Origin of the sequence: Pedobacter ghigonis (assembly GCF_903166585.1) — a bacterium.
In the GTDB taxonomy this organism is placed as follows: domain Bacteria; phylum Bacteroidota; class Bacteroidia; order Sphingobacteriales; family Sphingobacteriaceae; genus Pedobacter; species Pedobacter ghigonis.
This window is the reverse complement of sequence record NZ_CAESCM010000002.1, coordinates 306184-321966: the sequence shown is the minus strand read 5'-3', so window position 1 is coordinate 321966 and position 15783 is coordinate 306184. Positions and strand designations below refer to the sequence as shown.

Annotated in this window: 18 protein-coding genes; 8 read left to right on the top strand and 10 right to left on the bottom strand. The window is 38.7% G+C overall.

Going from position 1 to position 15783, the window contains the following annotated elements:
• Window positions 1-88 precede the first annotated feature (88 nt).
• Window positions 89-772, bottom strand: a complete 684-nt coding sequence (locus tag HWV58_RS04720) for a porin family protein (RefSeq protein ID WP_175632978.1) — start codon at window positions 770-772, stop codon at window positions 89-91.
• Between the two features lie 30 nt (window positions 773-802).
• Here HWV58_RS04720 and gldB point away from each other — a divergent pair, with 30 nt between their 5' ends.
• The 4 genes from gldB to HWV58_RS04700 all read left to right on the top strand — a co-directional run bounded on the left by gldB (window position 803) and on the right by HWV58_RS04700 (window position 4793).
• The gene (gene gldB, locus HWV58_RS04715; RefSeq protein WP_175632977.1) at window positions 803-1837 is read left to right on the top strand and encodes a gliding motility lipoprotein GldB; all 1035 of its coding nucleotides are present in this window, start codon (window positions 803-805) and stop codon (window positions 1835-1837) included.
• 92 nt (window positions 1838-1929) lie between these two features.
• The gene (locus HWV58_RS04710) at window positions 1930-2700 is read left to right on the top strand and encodes a patatin-like phospholipase family protein (protein WP_175632976.1); all 771 of its coding nucleotides are present in this window, start codon (window positions 1930-1932) and stop codon (window positions 2698-2700) included.
• Window positions 2701-3010: 310 nt separating this feature from the next.
• Window positions 3011-3805 carry a M12 family metallopeptidase gene (locus HWV58_RS04705; protein ID WP_175632975.1) on the top strand — a complete coding sequence of 265 codons (795 nt, stop codon included), beginning with the start codon at window positions 3011-3013 and terminating at the stop codon, window positions 3803-3805.
• Window positions 3806-3878: 73 nt separating this feature from the next.
• Window positions 3879-4793: an omptin family outer membrane protease gene (locus HWV58_RS04700; protein ID WP_175632974.1), complete on the top strand. Its 915-nt coding sequence runs from the start codon at window positions 3879-3881 to the stop codon at window positions 4791-4793.
• On the opposite strand, the gene HWV58_RS04695 is transcribed toward HWV58_RS04700, so the two are convergent.
• The 4 genes from HWV58_RS04695 to HWV58_RS04680 form a co-directional block, all read right to left on the bottom strand.
• The gene (locus tag HWV58_RS04695) at window positions 4790-5506 is read right to left on the bottom strand and encodes a 2-phosphosulfolactate phosphatase (RefSeq protein WP_175632973.1); all 717 of its coding nucleotides are present in this window, start codon (window positions 5504-5506) and stop codon (window positions 4790-4792) included. The two genes, HWV58_RS04700 and HWV58_RS04695, sit on opposite strands and share 4 nt — an antisense overlap.
• Before the next feature lie 84 nt (window positions 5507-5590).
• Window positions 5591-6670 (bottom strand): glycine cleavage system aminomethyltransferase GcvT, encoded by a 1080-nt coding sequence (gene gcvT, locus HWV58_RS04690; protein WP_175632972.1) that lies wholly within the window; start codon window positions 6668-6670, stop codon window positions 5591-5593.
• 127 nt (window positions 6671-6797) lie between these two features.
• Window positions 6798-8000, bottom strand: coding sequence for a glycosyltransferase family 4 protein (locus HWV58_RS04685; protein WP_166208564.1), 1203 nt, complete (start codon window positions 7998-8000; stop codon window positions 6798-6800).
• A gap of 21 nt (window positions 8001-8021) precedes the next feature.
• Window positions 8022-8630 (bottom strand): ribonuclease HII, encoded by a 609-nt coding sequence (locus tag HWV58_RS04680; protein WP_175632971.1) that lies wholly within the window; start codon window positions 8628-8630, stop codon window positions 8022-8024.
• Between the two features lie 85 nt (window positions 8631-8715).
• Between HWV58_RS04680 and HWV58_RS04675 the strand changes: the two genes are divergently transcribed.
• From HWV58_RS04675 to HWV58_RS04660, 4 genes are all read left to right on the top strand, one after another.
• The gene (locus tag HWV58_RS04675; RefSeq protein ID WP_175632970.1) at window positions 8716-9315 is read left to right on the top strand and encodes a hypothetical protein; all 600 of its coding nucleotides are present in this window, start codon (window positions 8716-8718) and stop codon (window positions 9313-9315) included.
• Complete coding sequence (locus tag HWV58_RS04670) at window positions 9312-9671, top strand: TfoX/Sxy family protein (protein ID WP_175632969.1); 360 nt, start codon at window positions 9312-9314, stop codon at window positions 9669-9671. The genes HWV58_RS04675 and HWV58_RS04670 overlap by 4 nt, the downstream gene beginning before the upstream one ends.
• A gap of 72 nt (window positions 9672-9743) precedes the next feature.
• Complete coding sequence (locus HWV58_RS04665; RefSeq protein ID WP_175632968.1) at window positions 9744-10382, top strand: prealbumin-like fold domain-containing protein; 639 nt, start codon at window positions 9744-9746, stop codon at window positions 10380-10382.
• A gap of 97 nt (window positions 10383-10479) precedes the next feature.
• Window positions 10480-11010: a DUF4251 domain-containing protein gene (locus HWV58_RS04660; RefSeq protein WP_175632967.1), complete on the top strand. Its 531-nt coding sequence runs from the start codon at window positions 10480-10482 to the stop codon at window positions 11008-11010.
• Between the two features lie 43 nt (window positions 11011-11053).
• Here HWV58_RS04660 and HWV58_RS04655 read toward each other — a convergent pair whose 3' ends face one another.
• From HWV58_RS04655 to HWV58_RS04635, 5 genes are all read right to left on the bottom strand, one after another.
• The gene (locus tag HWV58_RS04655; RefSeq protein WP_175632966.1) at window positions 11054-12136 is read right to left on the bottom strand and encodes a glutaminyl-peptide cyclotransferase; all 1083 of its coding nucleotides are present in this window, start codon (window positions 12134-12136) and stop codon (window positions 11054-11056) included.
• Window positions 12114-12479 carry a YraN family protein gene (locus HWV58_RS04650; RefSeq protein ID WP_175632965.1) on the bottom strand — a complete coding sequence of 122 codons (366 nt, stop codon included), beginning with the start codon at window positions 12477-12479 and terminating at the stop codon, window positions 12114-12116. Before HWV58_RS04650 ends, HWV58_RS04655 begins: the two co-directional genes overlap by 23 nt.
• Window positions 12480-12579: 100 nt before the next feature.
• Window positions 12580-14577: a DNA primase gene (gene dnaG / locus HWV58_RS04645; protein WP_175632964.1), complete on the bottom strand. Its 1998-nt coding sequence runs from the start codon at window positions 14575-14577 to the stop codon at window positions 12580-12582.
• Window positions 14578-14736: 159 nt separating this feature from the next.
• Window positions 14737-15036, bottom strand: coding sequence for a GIY-YIG nuclease family protein (locus HWV58_RS04640; RefSeq protein ID WP_175632963.1), 300 nt, complete (start codon window positions 15034-15036; stop codon window positions 14737-14739).
• An 85-nt stretch (window positions 15037-15121) separates the two neighbouring features.
• The gene (locus HWV58_RS04635; RefSeq protein WP_175632962.1) at window positions 15122-15781 is read right to left on the bottom strand and encodes an SGNH/GDSL hydrolase family protein; all 660 of its coding nucleotides are present in this window, start codon (window positions 15779-15781) and stop codon (window positions 15122-15124) included.
• Between the last annotated feature and the right edge of the window lie 2 nt (window positions 15782-15783).

Genomic DNA, 15783 nt, shown 5'->3' with positions numbered 1-15783 from the left:
TAGGTATTAAGTATCAAGATTGAATATTGGGTAACGAGTATTAGGTATCAGGATTGAAGTAGCAAGGATGAAGTTGGAGTATCAAGGATTAGAAGAATACACCAAAATTAAGTGCCAGGTAGTGATTTTTAACATTCCGGCTACCATCAGTTGCGATATTGGTAAAGCCATTGTTAAAAGTTAAACCGGCTAAAATACTGGTGTTACCCGAAACATCAAATTCTCCTCCACCACCAATTATTAAACCGGCACGGTAAAGCTTAATATGGTCTGATACGTTTAAATTATCACCAACAACTTCACTGCCACTTACTGCATTCTGCTTGGCACTGATATTAATGGAATTCGATAATCCAAACTGGCCATACCAACGTTTTCCATCTGCTTTAACTGTTTTCAATTTGATGGTTAAGGGTAAATCCACATATTGAAGTTTATATTTTAAATCGTAAGCTTTGGGTGCATTTCCACCAACTACGTAAGGCGGCATGTAATAGGGTGATACATTTACCTCGGTACTTTTACCGTTGATGCTGGTAATGGTTAAAGCGGTAGAAAAACTGTAATTCGGGGCAAAATTAAAATCTCCTATTAAACCGTAGGAGAATCCTAAAGCCACACCATTTGTTTTTCCCTGTTCGGGTTTAATCCAGCCAACGGTTGGGGTAGCAGTTAAGCCTAACCTGAAACCGTAACTGGTTAAGGTAGAGTTTTGCGCCCAGGCGCCGAAACTGAAGAGTAACAAAATTAAAATGGTCGATATTCTTTTCATGCTATAGGTGTTTATATATATTTGTTCTACATGATGTATAACGTAAAACATAGGCAAATTTATCTAATTTTTCTTTTTGCCATTGCATTTATTTCCTGTAAGCAAAGCAACAGGCCCGATGTTAGCAATATTGCGGTAGATATTAAAATAGAACGATTTGATAAAGAGCTGTTTGCAGGAAAAAGCAAAAATCCTGTTGAGATAAACCAAGCGCTAAGTACGAAGTATGGCATATTTTATGACGATTTTCTGCATAAGATCCTCGATACCAAATATGAAAATACCGAATCATTATCTACACTTTACCGCGATCAGGCTTATACCGATTTAACCAAAGAGGTAGATAGTGTTTTTCCTAACCTTAAAACCCAGGAAGCCGGTTTAACCGAAACTTTCAAATACATCAAATACTATTATCCCAAAGCCAAAACCCCAAAATTTATTGCTTTTGCTTCGGGTTTTGCCTACCAAATGCCAGTTGGCGATAACTATCTGGGCATTGGCCTCGATATGTTTTTGGGTAAAGACAGTAAATTTTACAAAGCCATTGTTCAAAGTGTTCCGTTGTACCTGTCAAGAAGGTTTGCGCCAGAATATATAGTGCCACGCGTAGCTGAAACCTATGCTCACGAAGAACTTTTTGCCGAACCTGATGCAAATAAATCGCTATTATCGAAAATGGTTTTTCAGGGAAAAATCCTTTACTTTCTTGATCAGGTATTGCCCGAACAATTACCCGATTCGGTTAAAATTGGTTACAGCACAGAACAGCTGGAATGGGCTCAGCATTTCGAAGGTGATATTTGGGCTTATTTTTTAGCGAACAATTTTTTGTTCGAAACTGATTACCAAAAAATACAGGTCTTTTTATCAGAAGGTCCTTTTACACCTGGTTTAGGTGAAAACAGAGATTCGGCACCAAAATTGGGTGTGTGGATTGGATGGCAAATGGTGAAGAAGTATATGAAAGAAAATCCTGATGTAACCCTGCAACAGCTCATGGCCGAACAGGATGCACAGAAAATTTTAAATAAATCGAAATACAAGCCGAAACAACAGAATTAGTTGGCAGTTTTCAATTCGCAATTTATAGTTTGCCACCCGAAAACAATTTAATACAACCATTAAGCAATAAAGTAATTACCTAAATTAAACCTATGAAAGTTGGCATTGTATTATCGGGCGGAGGCATTAGAGGAATAGCGCATTTAGGTGTTTTAAAAGCCTTTAGCAATTTAGGCATTACCTTTAGTCACATAAGCGGAACAAGTGCGGGAGCAATAGCCGGAGCTTTTTTTGCCGCTGGTATAGATCCTGAAGAGGGACTAAATATTTTCCTTAAAACCAAGTTATGGCGTTTTGTACGGCCAGCGGTAGGTTCGCTCGGCTTAATTAATATCGAAAATACCTCACTAATTTTAAAAGAATACTTCCCTGAAGATACCATTGAAAAGCTAAAAATTCCGTTAACCATAGCAGCAGTAAACTTTAGCGAAGGCCGGCTGGTATATTTTACAAAAGGGCCACTAATCAGGTCCATCCATGCATCGAGTTGCATACCCGGTATTTTTAAGCCGATTATGATTGATGGGCAGATGTATGTAGATGGAGGTATTTTAAACAATTTCCCGGTCGAACCTTTAATGGAAGACTGCGATTTTATTATCGGATCGTCTTGCAACCACTTAAAACCGGTTGATAAAATTACGGGCATTACCAATTTAATGGGGCGTGCAGGCATCATGTCTATTAACCACGACATGGAAAGAAAAGCAAAATTCTGTAATGTACTTATCGAACCTAAAGGTTTGGGAGCGATTAGCACTTTCGACATGAAAAGGGCTGAAGATATTTACTGGCTTGCGCATGAAGAAGCCTTAATTACCATTAAAAACAGTCCTACTATTTCTGACCTGATCACAAAATAAAGGGTATACAAGCTCCCTAATAAGTAATATTAAAACTACAAACATGAATATTTTTATCCAACCATAACATAGTGTAACGATTACACATATGCAATAAAAATATTACATTTATTTTGGTGTTTATATAATATTATTTTACTTTAGGATTATACTTTGCAAAATGCACGGTATTTTAACCTAAACGTCTACCTATGTATTTTTATCAGATTATGCTTCAACAGAAGCGGAGAATCCCTGTGTTTACTATTTTCTAACTTGATTTTTCAGTCAAAAAACACAGATCATTAATTTTTACCTAAAAACCTAAAACATGAATTTCTTAAAATTAAATAAGGCAGCACTTATTGCCTTATGCCTTACTTTGTCTCTTTATTCTTGTAAAAAAGAAAAACCTACCCAAACCGAAACCTTAGATCAACCCGAAAGCTTAAGTGTTAATCCACTTGGTGATATCAAGATCTGTACTGAAAGATCATTAGATGGTACTACGCCAAGGGGTGCCGTATTAAAATCAACAAAATGGACTGCGGGCACTACAATTAAAGTGAGTTTAAATGGCAGCACTTCGACCATTAGAAACAAAGTAATACAGTATGCCAGAGAATGGGAAAAATACGCCAACATTAAGTTCAACTTTGTAACCAACGATAATACTGCTAAAATCAGGGTTAGCTTTGTAAGTGGCGATGGCTCGTGGTCTTACATTGGAAAATCGACTCCAAGTACTGGTGCTACCATGAACTTTGGCTGGCTTACTGCATCAACTGCCGATTCGGAATATAGCCGTGTGGTGATACACGAATTTGGCCATGCTTTAGGTATGATCCACGAACATCAGCATCCGCTTGTATCTATTCCGTGGGATAAACCAGCTGTTTATGCTTATTACGCGGCAGCGCCAAATTACTGGAGCCAGGCTGATGTAGACAACAACCTGTTTGCTAAATACAGCACTACACAAACCAATTACAGTTCGTATGATAAATATTCAATCATGCACTATTCGGTTCCGAACGAATTAACCATTGGTGATTTTGAAGTGGGATGGAATACTGTACTTTCTGCTACCGACAAATCATTTATCGCCTCAGTATATCCTTTTTAAAATAAATAAATTTACACATGGTGGTTTAGTAAACCACTATGTGTATTTTGTTGTTTAAAACCAAAAACAGAATATGCAGCTTATTTTCCAGCATAACATTAACCGTTTATTAACCTGCTTAACTTTACTACTCTTTTGCGAAGCTGCATTAGCACAAAACACCAAAAAAAAATGGGAAATTAAACCTTCGATTGGCATCCAGCAAGCTAAATCAGATTGGTCTATTGCCGGCAATGCTTCGGGTACAAGCCCCAACATCTTATCAGAATTGATCTGGAAAAACCTTAAAGGCCCGAGTTTTGGGCTTGACATAAAATATCATATTACCGACCGGTTAACGGTAAAAACCAGCAATCAATATGGCAATATTACCAAAGGCGAAGTAGAAGATACTGATTATGCTGACGATAACCGGCAAAATGCTTTTTACTTCGATCTGCTCAACGCCAATAAGGGTTATCTATTCAATAGCAGCTTACAACTTAGCTACCAACTGTTTAGTTTCGATCAGTTTGCAGTTAATCCTATTATCGGCTTATCTTACCATCAGCAAAAATTTCATTTACTAGAAAGTGCCAGTAACATCACTAGTGCAGGCTTAAATTCTACTTATCAAACCAGGTACAAGGGTTTTGACTTTGGGCTTGAGGGAACTTTTAAGGCCAAATCATTCCGTGTAACTGCAGGTATCTTGGGTGGTTTTTATACCTATTCGGCAAAGGCGAACTGGAATTTAATCCCCGATTTTCAGAAACCCGTTAGCTTTACGCATGCGGCAAATTCTTTTTCCATTAGTGGAAATGTTAATCTGGCCGTTCCGCTAAACAAAACGCTGCAACTGGAGCTCGATTATAAGATTAATAACATCAATACTTACAGCGGTGTAGACAGGGCCTATTTTAATAACAAGCAACCAGAAGAAACACAATTTAACGGGGCTAATTTCAGGGCAAATACAATTGCCCTGGGCTTGAATTTTAGCTTTTAATGTTTTAAAGCAACTAAACTTTCCCCTTGCAAAACAGGGATGGCCTTACAAATATTTAATTGCAGGCAAAACACAACATCCTCTTCTATGTTAAGTTGGGCCAAACGGTGGCTGTGTGATGATTTATGTAAGTAGGTTCGTAAATCATCTTTAGCCAGCAGGTACAAATCCTCTGCCGCAACACTCGAATCATCAAAATGCTCAAAACTCTTGCGTAGCTGATTTACAACAGCACCGGCAAATAAGGTATCTTCCAGGTTAAACTGATCTTTCCAGCCTGCACATAACAACAATACGTGCTTATCCTGGCTTTTTAAGTAATCGCAAAGCGCATCCAAATTCAGAAAAGAGCCAATTACCACCTGAAAAGCTCTCTTTTGAGCCAGGTGAAGGGCTTTGGTGCCATTGGTTGTGGTTAAAACCACTGTTTTTCCGCCAACTTTTTCGCTGGTATAAGAAAAGGGCGAATTTCCAAAATCGTAACCTGCCACAACTTCACCGTTTCTTTCGGCAGCCAATAAAAATCCACTATCGCTGTATTTTAAGCAATCTTCTACATGGGCTACCGGAATAATAGCTTCTGCGCCGTTATCTATCCCATAAGTAATAGATGATGTAGCCCTTAAAATATCAATAACCACCACAATACTTTGCTCAATATCGTATAAATCGATCAAAGCGGGTGTTAAGCAAACTTCTATTTTTTTTGACATTTGACGAGATTGGAGTATCAAGATTGGAGATATGAGATCTTGATGGTCAAGCCATTTAAAATCTCATATCTATAATCTCAAATCTTATTTATAAAAAGGGAATTTAACCACTTTTGCTTTAATAGGTGTATTGCGGATGTTGATGAAAACCTCAGTTCCTTCTTTAGCAAAATCTTTGGCTACGTAGCCCATTCCAATTGCTTTTTGCAACGAAGGTGCCTGTGTACCCGAAGTTACCCTGCCAATTACATTTCCTTCAGCATCAGCAATTTCATAATCGTGACGCGGGATACCACGGTCGATCATTTCAAAACCAACGAGTTTTTTCTGGATTCCGGCTTCTTTTTGGGCCTGCAAAGCTTCAGAATTGGTAAATGGTTTCGAAAATTTGGTAATCCAGCCTAAACCTGCTTCAATTGGCGAAGTAGTATCGTCAATATCGTTTCCGTAAAGGCAGAAACCCATTTCTAAACGCAACGTATCACGTGCTCCTAAGCCAATTGGTTTAATATTTTGTGCTTTTCCGGCTTCAAAAATGGCATCCCAAATCTGGTCGGCGTATTGGTTTTCGAAATAAATCTCAAAACCACCTGCACCGGTATAACCTGTTGCTGAAATTACTACATTTTCAATACCGGCAAAGGTACCTTTAACAAAAGTGTAATATTCCATAGCGGCTAAGTTTACATCTGTTAAGCTTTGTAAAGCATCAGCAGCTTTTGGTCCCTGAATAGCTAAAAGAGAAGTCTGGTCGGATATGTTATGCATTTCTACACCATTGGTATTAAACTGCTCAATCCAGTTCCAGTCTTTTTCAATATTTGATGCATTTACAACCAGCATATAAGTTTTCTCATCTATGCGGTACACCAATAAATCATCAACAATACCACCATCTTTATTAGGCAGGCAAGAGTACTGCACTTTACCATCGTGTAATTTCGAAGCGTCGTTACTGGTTACACGTTGAATAAGGTCTAATGCATTTTCACCTTTTAAAATAAACTCACCCATGTGGCTAACATCGAAAACACCAACTCCATTACGAACAGTTGCATGTTCTGCGTTTATACCTTCGTAAGTAACCGGCATATTATAGCCAGCAAATGGAACCATTTTAGCGCCTAAAGCGATGTGTTTTTCTGTTAATGCGGTATTTTTCATGCTAATTTTTTAGTTGCGGCAAAAGTACTAAGAAAATGACAATGTTTAAGGCTAAAATTCAGGAGATTTTAGCTGTTTTTTGAAAATGCATGAACGGATTTCGATGCTGCTGTTGCCTGATTTTATGCTAAATACCAATCAGTTCTTCGTAAATCTTTAACATTTTTGAAGAGATTAAATGTACCCCGTGGTCGTTCTCTACGGTTTTCCTTGCATTTTCGCCGATTTCCATCCAGCGTTTAGGGTTAATGATGCATTGCAGTATAGAACGGTAAAACTCATCAGCCGAATCGGCGATTAAAATATCGTGACCATGACGGCAGTTTATACCTTCGGCAGCAGTGGCAGTGGCAATAATGCATTTTTTCATGGCCATGCCTTCAATAATTTTTACCCGCATACCTGTTCCCGAAATTAAAGGCACAATCATAATTGCCTTCGAGTTCATAAATTCTATCGCATCGAAAACTTCGCCTTCAACAATCAGGTTTTCAGAATCATACTCAAAAAAATGTTTCTGCATGTTTTTTCCCGCAATGTAAAAGCGCAGGTCTTTATTCAGTTTTTCAATATCCGGCCAGATATCATCTAAAAACCACTCTAAACCTTCCTGGTTTGGCCTCCAGTCCATAGCTCCTAAATGAAAAAGTGTAGGAAAACTGGTTTTACTTTTATCTACCTTATATTTTTCCAGATCGATGGCTACCGGAAAAACCGACATGGGGACTTCGCAGCCAAACCGCAATATACTTTGCCTGTCGGGTTCACTAATGGCAAAAATCTGGTGAAAACGATTAATCTGGTCGGTTTCGTAAGCCTTTAACCGCTGGGCCAGAAAAGCAAGATATTTACGCCGGATGAGGAATTTTTCGGAGTGTGATAGACGCTCCCACATGGTAAATTCGATATTATGGGCCCGGTAAATCAGCTTGGCGTTGCTGTTGGCCTTAACTACATCTAAATAAGGAACAACGAAAAGACCTTCAAACTGGATAATGTCAAATGCATTTTCCCGAAGCAGGCTTTCCAGCTGTCGGGCTGCATCTTCGTTATAATATCTGGAAACGTTGTAGGATTCGTTAGTGAAAATATTAAAAAAGGCCGACCAAATATTTACTTCGGTATCCAGATCGCAGGTATGGTATTTAATCTGTTCAAATACCGGATCGTAAATATCTTCTATATCAACACGGGCTTTGCTGGGGTTAAGACTAAACAAAGTAATATCTGCACCAAGTTGCAGCAGGCCTTTTATGGTGTTATAAACCACAATCGGATAACCACTATTTGGCGGAAAGGGAACCCGCTTAGTAATTAACAGAATCTTCACGTGCTGTGAAAATACGAAATTTTAGGCGTTTTTTGAAAACAGCTCGAGCTGAGGCTCACTTACATTAAAAGTTTTGCGGTGAAAAGGCGACAAACCGATTTCCAAAACTGCTTTTCGGTGCGCAATGGTTGGGTAGCCTTTATTTTTTTGCCAGTTGTAATGCGGATAATCTACATGCAAATTGGTCATGTATTCATCGCGGTGGGTTTTGGCTAAAATAGAAGCCGCGGCAATATTTAAATATTTACCATCGCCTTTTACAATGCAGCTATGCGGAATGCTGGGGTAGGCTTTAAACCGGTTACCATCAATAACCAGATAGCCTGGCTGTGCTTTTAGTTTTTCAATTGCACGGTGCATGGCCAAAAAAGAGGCATTGAGGATATTAATACGATCTATTTCTTCATGATCGCAGGATGCCACAGCCCAGGCCAAAGCTTCTTTTTCAATAATTGGCCTTAACAAATCGCGCTGCCCGTGCGATAACTGCTTCGAATCGTTTAAGCCTTCAAGCACATAACCTTTAGGTAAAATTACTGCGGCAGCAAATACAGGCCCCGCTAAGCAACCTCTCCCGGCTTCATCACATCCAGCTTCTAAAAATTCTTCCTGATAGCAGTTTAATAACATTTTGTAAATTTAAAGAATAACGGTAGTTTATTGAAAAATGGTTTATAAAGATGTAAATTAGTTTTAAACACTACAAGCTTCTAAAATGTTAAAAATCTTAAATATTCTTTGTCTGATTTGCATTAGTAGTGCTTTATTTGCGCAAACAAAAAAATCAAAAAAATTATCGATAGAAGAGCAAGACTTGTTGATGGAGCAAAACTCTCATTGCTTACATACCAATAAATATAATGCTGCACAAAGAAAACAGTTCTATCCTTTTAACCAAACAGAGTTTATTTCTATAATTTCTTTTCAGGACACCATTTCTGAATTTTCAAGTCATCTACCTCTTAAAGAAGGGGTTATAGACATGGGGATGGTTAAAGAGGAAGTAAAACTTTCATTAAAGGACATTGATAAATTAACTGATTTATTTTACAATACCGGCTATACCTCCAAAAAATATGGTGTTATAACTACCAGAATGAGCTGTTATGACCCGCATAATGCTATTTTATTCTTTAATAAAGAGAGAAAGGTAATATCCTTTATTGAAATCTGTTTTGATTGCCACCGCACAAGAGCGAGTTCAGAAAACGTTCATTTTGGTGAAAATTGCACCGAAAAATTTGATAAACTTAAAGATTTCTTTACCTCGAATGGAATAAAACTTGTTTCAGTAAACTATAAAGACGAACAATGAGAACTTACAACGAAGCCCTGGCACTGCGTATTGCCGAGCGTTTGCAATATTTAAGCGATGTAGAGGAGAAAGTGATGTTTAGCGGTTTGGTTTTTATGGTTAACGGTAAAATGTGCCTGGGTATTTCCAGAAACGACATGATGGTGCGCCTCGACCCGAATACTTTAGATAGCCTGAGCGATAAAGATGGCTGGGAACAAATGGTAATGGGTGGCCGCCCCATGAAGGGTTACATCCTGGTATCGGCCGATGTTTTAAACCGGAACGATGAACTCGATTACTGGATTAAACTTGCCCTGGCATATAATCCCTTTGCCAAAGCATCGAAGAAGAATAAGGCAAAAAAAGCCCATTAACCCATTTACCACCGGGCAAAAAGTAGCAAGAGCCACATTTTTTGATTAATTTTATCCTTCTAATCAAATATTATGAAAAAATGTGCTGCAATAGCGGTATTTCTGCTATCCATTTCATTTGCTCTTTTTGCACAAGTACAAAGATCTGCCACCTCAACTTCATCTGCTATAAAAGAAGCTGCACCGCAGCAATTAAAAATGGCCGCTCCAGAAGGGCACTACTGCGATTATTGTAAACTCAATTATCCTGAATCGCATTTCCCCTGCATCATGAAATCAATAAAAGGCAAACTCAATGTTACCACTGGTGAAGTCAGTTTTGTTGCAGGTCAGCCCATTGGCGGTATTGTGGTTAAAGGAGGTAAAAATACAGGCGATAATACCATTAACCTCACCACAAACGAAAAAGGAGAAATACAATTTGAAAATCCCACTGCCGGGAACCTTAAACTGGTTATTTCTGTACCAGCAAGTAACCCTAAATCGAGGGTTGCAGGCTCGCCAATTGGCGGCATTATTGTTAAGGGTGGCAAAAATCCAGGTGGTAGTTTAATTACCCTGATTACGGATGAAAACGGAACGATAGCACTAAACAACCTGGAACCGGGAAACTATAAATTCACAGCACTTGGCGCATCAGAAACTGAAAAGAGCAATCCCCTTTATAAGTCGAGTAATTCTACAGGCGTAAACCCTTTATATAAGAACTAAATTCGTTAAATTTACTAAGCATTTCATTCTTGGCACCATTATGGAATATTCCGTATTGGCGCATCTTTAAATTGTTAAACATTTAAAAACACACATTATGAAACGTTTAAATTTAATATTGAGCCTGGCATTTATTTCTTTTGCTACTCAGTTGTTTGCCCAAACAAACAAAGAAACCACTACCCGGATTGTTGGCGATAAGAATTATATATTTGTAGCCAATACGGCTATCCCAATGGCTAATAACGACATCAATAAAGTACTGATGATGATGCCCGGCGGGCAGGGAGGATCGAGTATTAACCTTTCGGGTTCGCAATACGATGTTAGGGTAACTAAAGATAGTATTGTAGCTTACCTGCCTTATTACGGCAGAGCATTTTCGGCCCCCATGGACCCAACACAGGGCGGAATTAAATTTACTTCGAAAGATTTTAGTTATACCGAAACCAAAAATAAAAGAGGAGCCTATACCATCCAGATTAATACTAAGGATGTAAGCAAGGAAAATTACCGGTTTACCATTAATATTTCTACCAATGGTTATGCCTCTTTAACGGCTACCAGTATAAACAAGCAACCCATTCTTTTTAATGGCTATCTGGATGAGCCCAAGAAAAAAGATTAAAACCAAAAAGGCCGGAATTTTTACTAAAATCCGGCCTTTTTGGTTACTTTTTAATCAGTTCAATCTGGAAAATATGTGGCCATTTCTTACCTGCCACAAAGAGTCTCTTACCAACCTTATCGTAAGCAATGCCGTTAAGTACATTATTGGCCCTTGCATCTTCTGTTTTGAAATAATCGGCCGGCAATAATCCCGATAAATCTATGCTGCTTTCTACAACGCCTGTTTGGGGATTGATGATCAGCATATTATTGGTGGTATACACGTTGGCATATATTTTACCATCAATGTACTCAAGTTCGTTCAGGTTCTGAATAGCCCCTTTATCATCAAATACATCAATAGAACCAATTTTCTGGTAGTTATCTTTATTCAGGAAAAAGATGGTATTCGAACCATCGGTATTTAATATTTTTTCGCCATCAAAAGCAAGTCCCCAACCTTCCCGGCCGGTGGTGTAGGCAAATTCTGATAGTTTTTTTAAGGTATTTTTATCGTACACAAAACCTACTTTCTCGCGGTAGGTAAGCTGGATAATCTTATCTCCTACCACTGTAATCCCTTCTCCGAAATATTGTTTATCCAAATCGGTTTTCTGTAATATTTTACCGGTTGAAGGTTCTACTTTACGCAGGCTCGAATGACCGTAATCGCCAGCACTTTCGTAAAAAAAGCCGTTGTGGTATTCCAAACCTTCTACATATGAAGCGGTATCGTGTGGCAAGGTTTTTATTACTTTATAGGTATATGCTACGGGTGCCTTAGCTGCCAGCAAGTTGATATTGGATGTAATATCTTCTGATTTACCTGCTCCGAAAATTTTCGCGGTTAACAGGTGGTTACCCAGTTTAAGTCCTTCGGTTTTAAGCTTAACGGCTCCGGTATCTGTTTTGGCAATTACTTTTATGGTATCGATTAAGTAAACCACCGAATCTATGGGCTCTCCGCTGCCAAACTGCACCTTTACATCGATCTCGTTGCCTAAGGGCACGTTAACACCAATCATGGGAGATAGAAAACTGCGGTAATTGGTACTAGCATCGTTTTTGCAGGCACTAAACACTGCACAGGTTAAACCGAGGTATATAATTTTTTTAATAGCGTTAGTCTTCAGGCCAAAATGCATCTTCAATATGGTTTAATGTATAATCTTTATTTTTGGTAAATGTAACTGCAATAATATCAAAACGGATATCATTTTGATGATTCATGATTTCTATATAAGCATTGGCGGCAAGTTCCATTTGTATCTGTTTGGCTTTGCCGACAAAATCTTCGGGCTCCCCAAAAGCAACCGAACTACGCGATTTCACTTCTACAAAGATCATTATCCCATCTTTATAAACAATAAGATCGACTTCTGATTTACCGTAGGTCCAGTTTTCATCCAGTAGCTCGTAGTCCTTGTCTTCCAGATATTTCCTGGCAATACTTTCGCCTAAACGGCCTAAATCATTATGGAGCGCCATCTTTAATTATTGAATTTTGAATGGTTTAATTTTGAATGATTGAATTTAAGCATATCGTTGTCAAATACATTCAATAATTCTCTCATTCTACATTCAATCCTCATTTCACAATAACCGAACCTAAAAATTTAGAAATTTCGCGTTCTACCCCTTTAATCACCCCGTAACGCTGCATCAAAATCATCTGGTTATCGGCATCCTTCTCTTCTTTAATTTCTTTTAAAAGGCTCATCAATATATTTTCAACTTTACGCTTTTTAAGGTGAAAAATTCCGCCCAAAATCGTTGCTTTCAGGTTCATTGATTCATCTTTAACGTAAATCAGGTGCTTATTCAGCCAATTTTCACTTAATGCGTGTTCTGAACTTGATAAGGTAATGGCCAAATCGGCAATTTCGCGTTCCTTATGCGTAATAAAGTGATTGGCTGTAGGCAAGCGACCGTTATCGATCTCTGATTTATAATAATTAATAATTTTTTTGCAAAGCGGATCGTCAAACTCTACATCGGCCAGGTTTTGCATAATAAACGGACCAATATACATATCGTCTATTTTGTCCCAGTTTACAAATTCGTGTCCATAAGCCAGCAAAAGGCGCACAATTTCCTTTTCCTGATACTCTTCTTCTTTAACAGGTTCCTGTGGCTCGTAGCCCATCGGGCCGGAACTATCATCCCACAAATCATCGGGTGGGCCAAGCGGCTCCGGCGGACCAGGAGAAAAAGAAGAGAATGACTGTTTTGGAGCAGCCGATTGATTGCTTCGCTGGTTACTATCAAAGTTCTTTTTAAGCTTAGCCGAACGCATTTTAGTTAGCTCGCCTGATAAGACCTGTTCGCTTATTTCGAGCAAACTGCTGCACTCGCGGATAAATACTGATGCCTTAATCTGATCGGGAATTTTGGCAATACTCTCCACAATATCGCGGATAATACCTGCTCTTTTTATCGGGTCGTTTCCGGCATCTTTCAGCAATACATTGGCTTTGTAAAGGATAAAGTCTTTCCGGTTTTGCTCCAGATAGGTTTTAAAAGCACCTGCCCCAACATGGTGCATGTACGAGTCAGGATCGTGCCCATCGGGGAAGGAAACGATTTTTACGTTTAAGCCTTCTTCCAGAATCATGTCTAAACCGCGCAGCGATGCCTTAATCCCTGCGGCATCACCATCAAATAAAATGGTAATGTTCTGGGTAAAACGCCCAATGAGCTTAATTTGCTCTACGGTAAGCGAAGTACCTGATGAGGCCACCACATTCTCAATGCCTGCCTGGTGCACGGAAAGTACATCGGCATAGCCCTCGGCCAGGTAACAGTTATCTAAATCGCGGATGGCTTTTTTTGCATGGAACAAACCATAAAGCACATTCGATTTATGGTAAATTTCGCTTTCAGGCGAGTTTACATATTTCGGAACATTTTTGTCGGTTTTTAACGTACGTCCACCAAAACCGATAATCCTGCCAGTAAAGTTATGGATTGGAAACATTACCCGCCCACGGAAACGGTCGTAAATTTTGCCGTTGTCGTTTTTAATGGATAAACCGGTCGATTCTAAAAACTCGAGCTTGTGCCCTGCATTTGTAGCACTTTGTGTTAGCGCATCCCAAACATCGGGCGAGTAACCTACCTCGAACTTTTTAAGGATATCTTCTCTAAAGCCACGTTCTTTAAAGTAGCTTAATCCAATCCCCCGCCCTTCATCGGTATCCCAAAGTTGTTTCACAAAAAATGCACTGGCATATTGTGATACGATGTAAAGGCTTTCCTTGGCACTCTGGGCTTCGGCAGCTTCGGGAGAAAGTTCGGCTTCCTCTACTTCGATATTGTATTTATTGGCTAAAAATTTAAGTGCTTCGGGATATGAATATTTTTCATGATCCATGATGAAACGCACCGAATCGCCTCCTTTACCGCAGCCAAAGCATTTGTAAATACCCTTGGTTACGGAAACGTGAAAGGAAGGTGTTTTTTCGCCATGAAAGGGGCAATTACCAATTAAACTGGTTCCGCGTTTTTTTAAGTGCACAAAATCCCCAACTACCTCCTCAATACGGGCGGTATCCATTATCTTATCTATCGTTTCGCGGTTTATCATACTTTCTGTTGATCGTCATTGCGAGGAGGCACGACGAAGCAATCTTTTATGCTATTATTTTATTTTTAAACTGTTATTACCTGCTGGAAAGATTGCTTCACTCCATCACACAATCCCTCTTCTTCAGTTCGCAATGACGAAACGTTAATTAAATGACGTTCACCATTCTTTCACTATCTCCCACAAATCATTCCATTCAGGATTCATGGCCTGTATTAATTTTATCTTCTTTAACCGACTTCCGCCTTTAATTCTCTTTTCTTCTGCAATCGCTTCCTCTATTGAATCATAAGAACAAAAATACACAAGTTTATTTGCGTTATATTTTGCAGAAAAAGAATTTGGGTACTCTTTATCTTTATGCTCCTTTATCCTAAACATAATATCAGAAGTAACCCCGGTGTATAATACGGTATGAGTAAAATTAGTAATGATGTAAACCGTTCCACCTCTTTCCATTATACTATTTTAAGTTCATCATTAAACAGTAAAGATTGCTTCACTCCACCGCAAATCCCTTTCTTCTGTTCGCAATGACGAAAGCTTATCTAACCAAAGGCAATAACTGATCGGCAACCAGTTTGTTACCGGTTTCGTTCAGGTGTACCCTATCAACGGTTAAAATTCCTTTTTCTTTATCTTCAGGATTATTTTGTGCTTCATAATCGGCAAAAATTTTTCTCAAATCACACACTGGCAGATTGTTTTTGGCAGCCAAGGCTCTGATTCCGGCAGCATATTTATTCAAATCGGCATCCAGCTCGTTCGTACCATCTTTTTTCTCGCCAACAACTGATGGGGTAACGAGCACAACTTTACTGCCCACACCTTGAATTTTATTGATTAAAGCCTGATAAAATTTTAAATATTTATCGTAATCGGTTCCGGTATGAGAGGATTGTTTATGCCACACATCGTTAATCCCCACATAAATCACCACCAAATCAGGTTTTTTATTTAGCACATCATCTTCCAAACGCAGGTATAAATCGTACACTTTATTACCACCAATCCCTGCACCAATAATATCGTACTTGGTAGAATCGAGTGATTTTTTGATTAAGGTTACATAGCCATTTTTAGATACACCTTGCTGGGTAATAGAATCGCCAAAAAAGATGATGCGTTTGGGTTTAAATGTCATTGATGTTAAAGCAATTAAGCAAATACTAAGTAAAACAGTGGTTCTGAACAGGGTTTTCATAT

Excerpts from the sequence above, each read along its gene's own strand:
- HWV58_RS04700 (WP_175632974.1), top strand. The coding sequence starts at position 3,879 with ATGCAGCTTATTTTCCAGCATAACATTAACCGTTTATTAACCTGCTTA.
- HWV58_RS04655 (WP_175632966.1), bottom strand. The coding sequence starts at position 12,136 with ATGCATTTTGGCCTGAAGACTAACGCTATTAAAAAAATTATATACCTC.
- HWV58_RS04665 (WP_175632968.1), top strand. The coding sequence starts at position 9,744 with ATGAAAAAATGTGCTGCAATAGCGGTATTTCTGCTATCCATTTCATTT.
- HWV58_RS04670 (WP_175632969.1), top strand. The coding sequence starts at position 9,312 with ATGAGAACTTACAACGAAGCCCTGGCACTGCGTATTGCCGAGCGTTTG.
- HWV58_RS04710 (WP_175632976.1), top strand. The coding sequence starts at position 1,930 with ATGAAAGTTGGCATTGTATTATCGGGCGGAGGCATTAGAGGAATAGCG.
- HWV58_RS04640 (WP_175632963.1), bottom strand. The coding sequence starts at position 15,036 with ATGGAAAGAGGTGGAACGGTTTACATCATTACTAATTTTACTCATACC.
- gcvT (WP_175632972.1), bottom strand. The coding sequence starts at position 6,670 with ATGAAAAATACCGCATTAACAGAAAAACACATCGCTTTAGGCGCTAAA.
- HWV58_RS04650 (WP_175632965.1), bottom strand. The coding sequence starts at position 12,479 with ATGGCGCTCCATAATGATTTAGGCCGTTTAGGCGAAAGTATTGCCAGG.
- HWV58_RS04705 (WP_175632975.1), top strand. The coding sequence starts at position 3,011 with ATGAATTTCTTAAAATTAAATAAGGCAGCACTTATTGCCTTATGCCTT.
- HWV58_RS04695 (WP_175632973.1), bottom strand. The coding sequence starts at position 5,506 with ATGTCAAAAAAAATAGAAGTTTGCTTAACACCCGCTTTGATCGATTTA.
- HWV58_RS04680 (WP_175632971.1), bottom strand. The coding sequence starts at position 8,630 with ATGTTATTAAACTGCTATCAGGAAGAATTTTTAGAAGCTGGATGTGAT.
- HWV58_RS04635 (WP_175632962.1), bottom strand. The coding sequence starts at position 15,781 with ATGAAAACCCTGTTCAGAACCACTGTTTTACTTAGTATTTGCTTAATT.
- dnaG (WP_175632964.1), bottom strand. The coding sequence starts at position 14,577 with ATGATAAACCGCGAAACGATAGATAAGATAATGGATACCGCCCGTATT.
- gldB (WP_175632977.1), top strand. The coding sequence starts at position 803 with ATGATGTATAACGTAAAACATAGGCAAATTTATCTAATTTTTCTTTTT.
- HWV58_RS04720 (WP_175632978.1), bottom strand. The coding sequence starts at position 772 with ATGAAAAGAATATCGACCATTTTAATTTTGTTACTCTTCAGTTTCGGC.
- HWV58_RS04675 (WP_175632970.1), top strand. The coding sequence starts at position 8,716 with ATGTTAAAAATCTTAAATATTCTTTGTCTGATTTGCATTAGTAGTGCT.
- HWV58_RS04660 (WP_175632967.1), top strand. The coding sequence starts at position 10,480 with ATGAAACGTTTAAATTTAATATTGAGCCTGGCATTTATTTCTTTTGCT.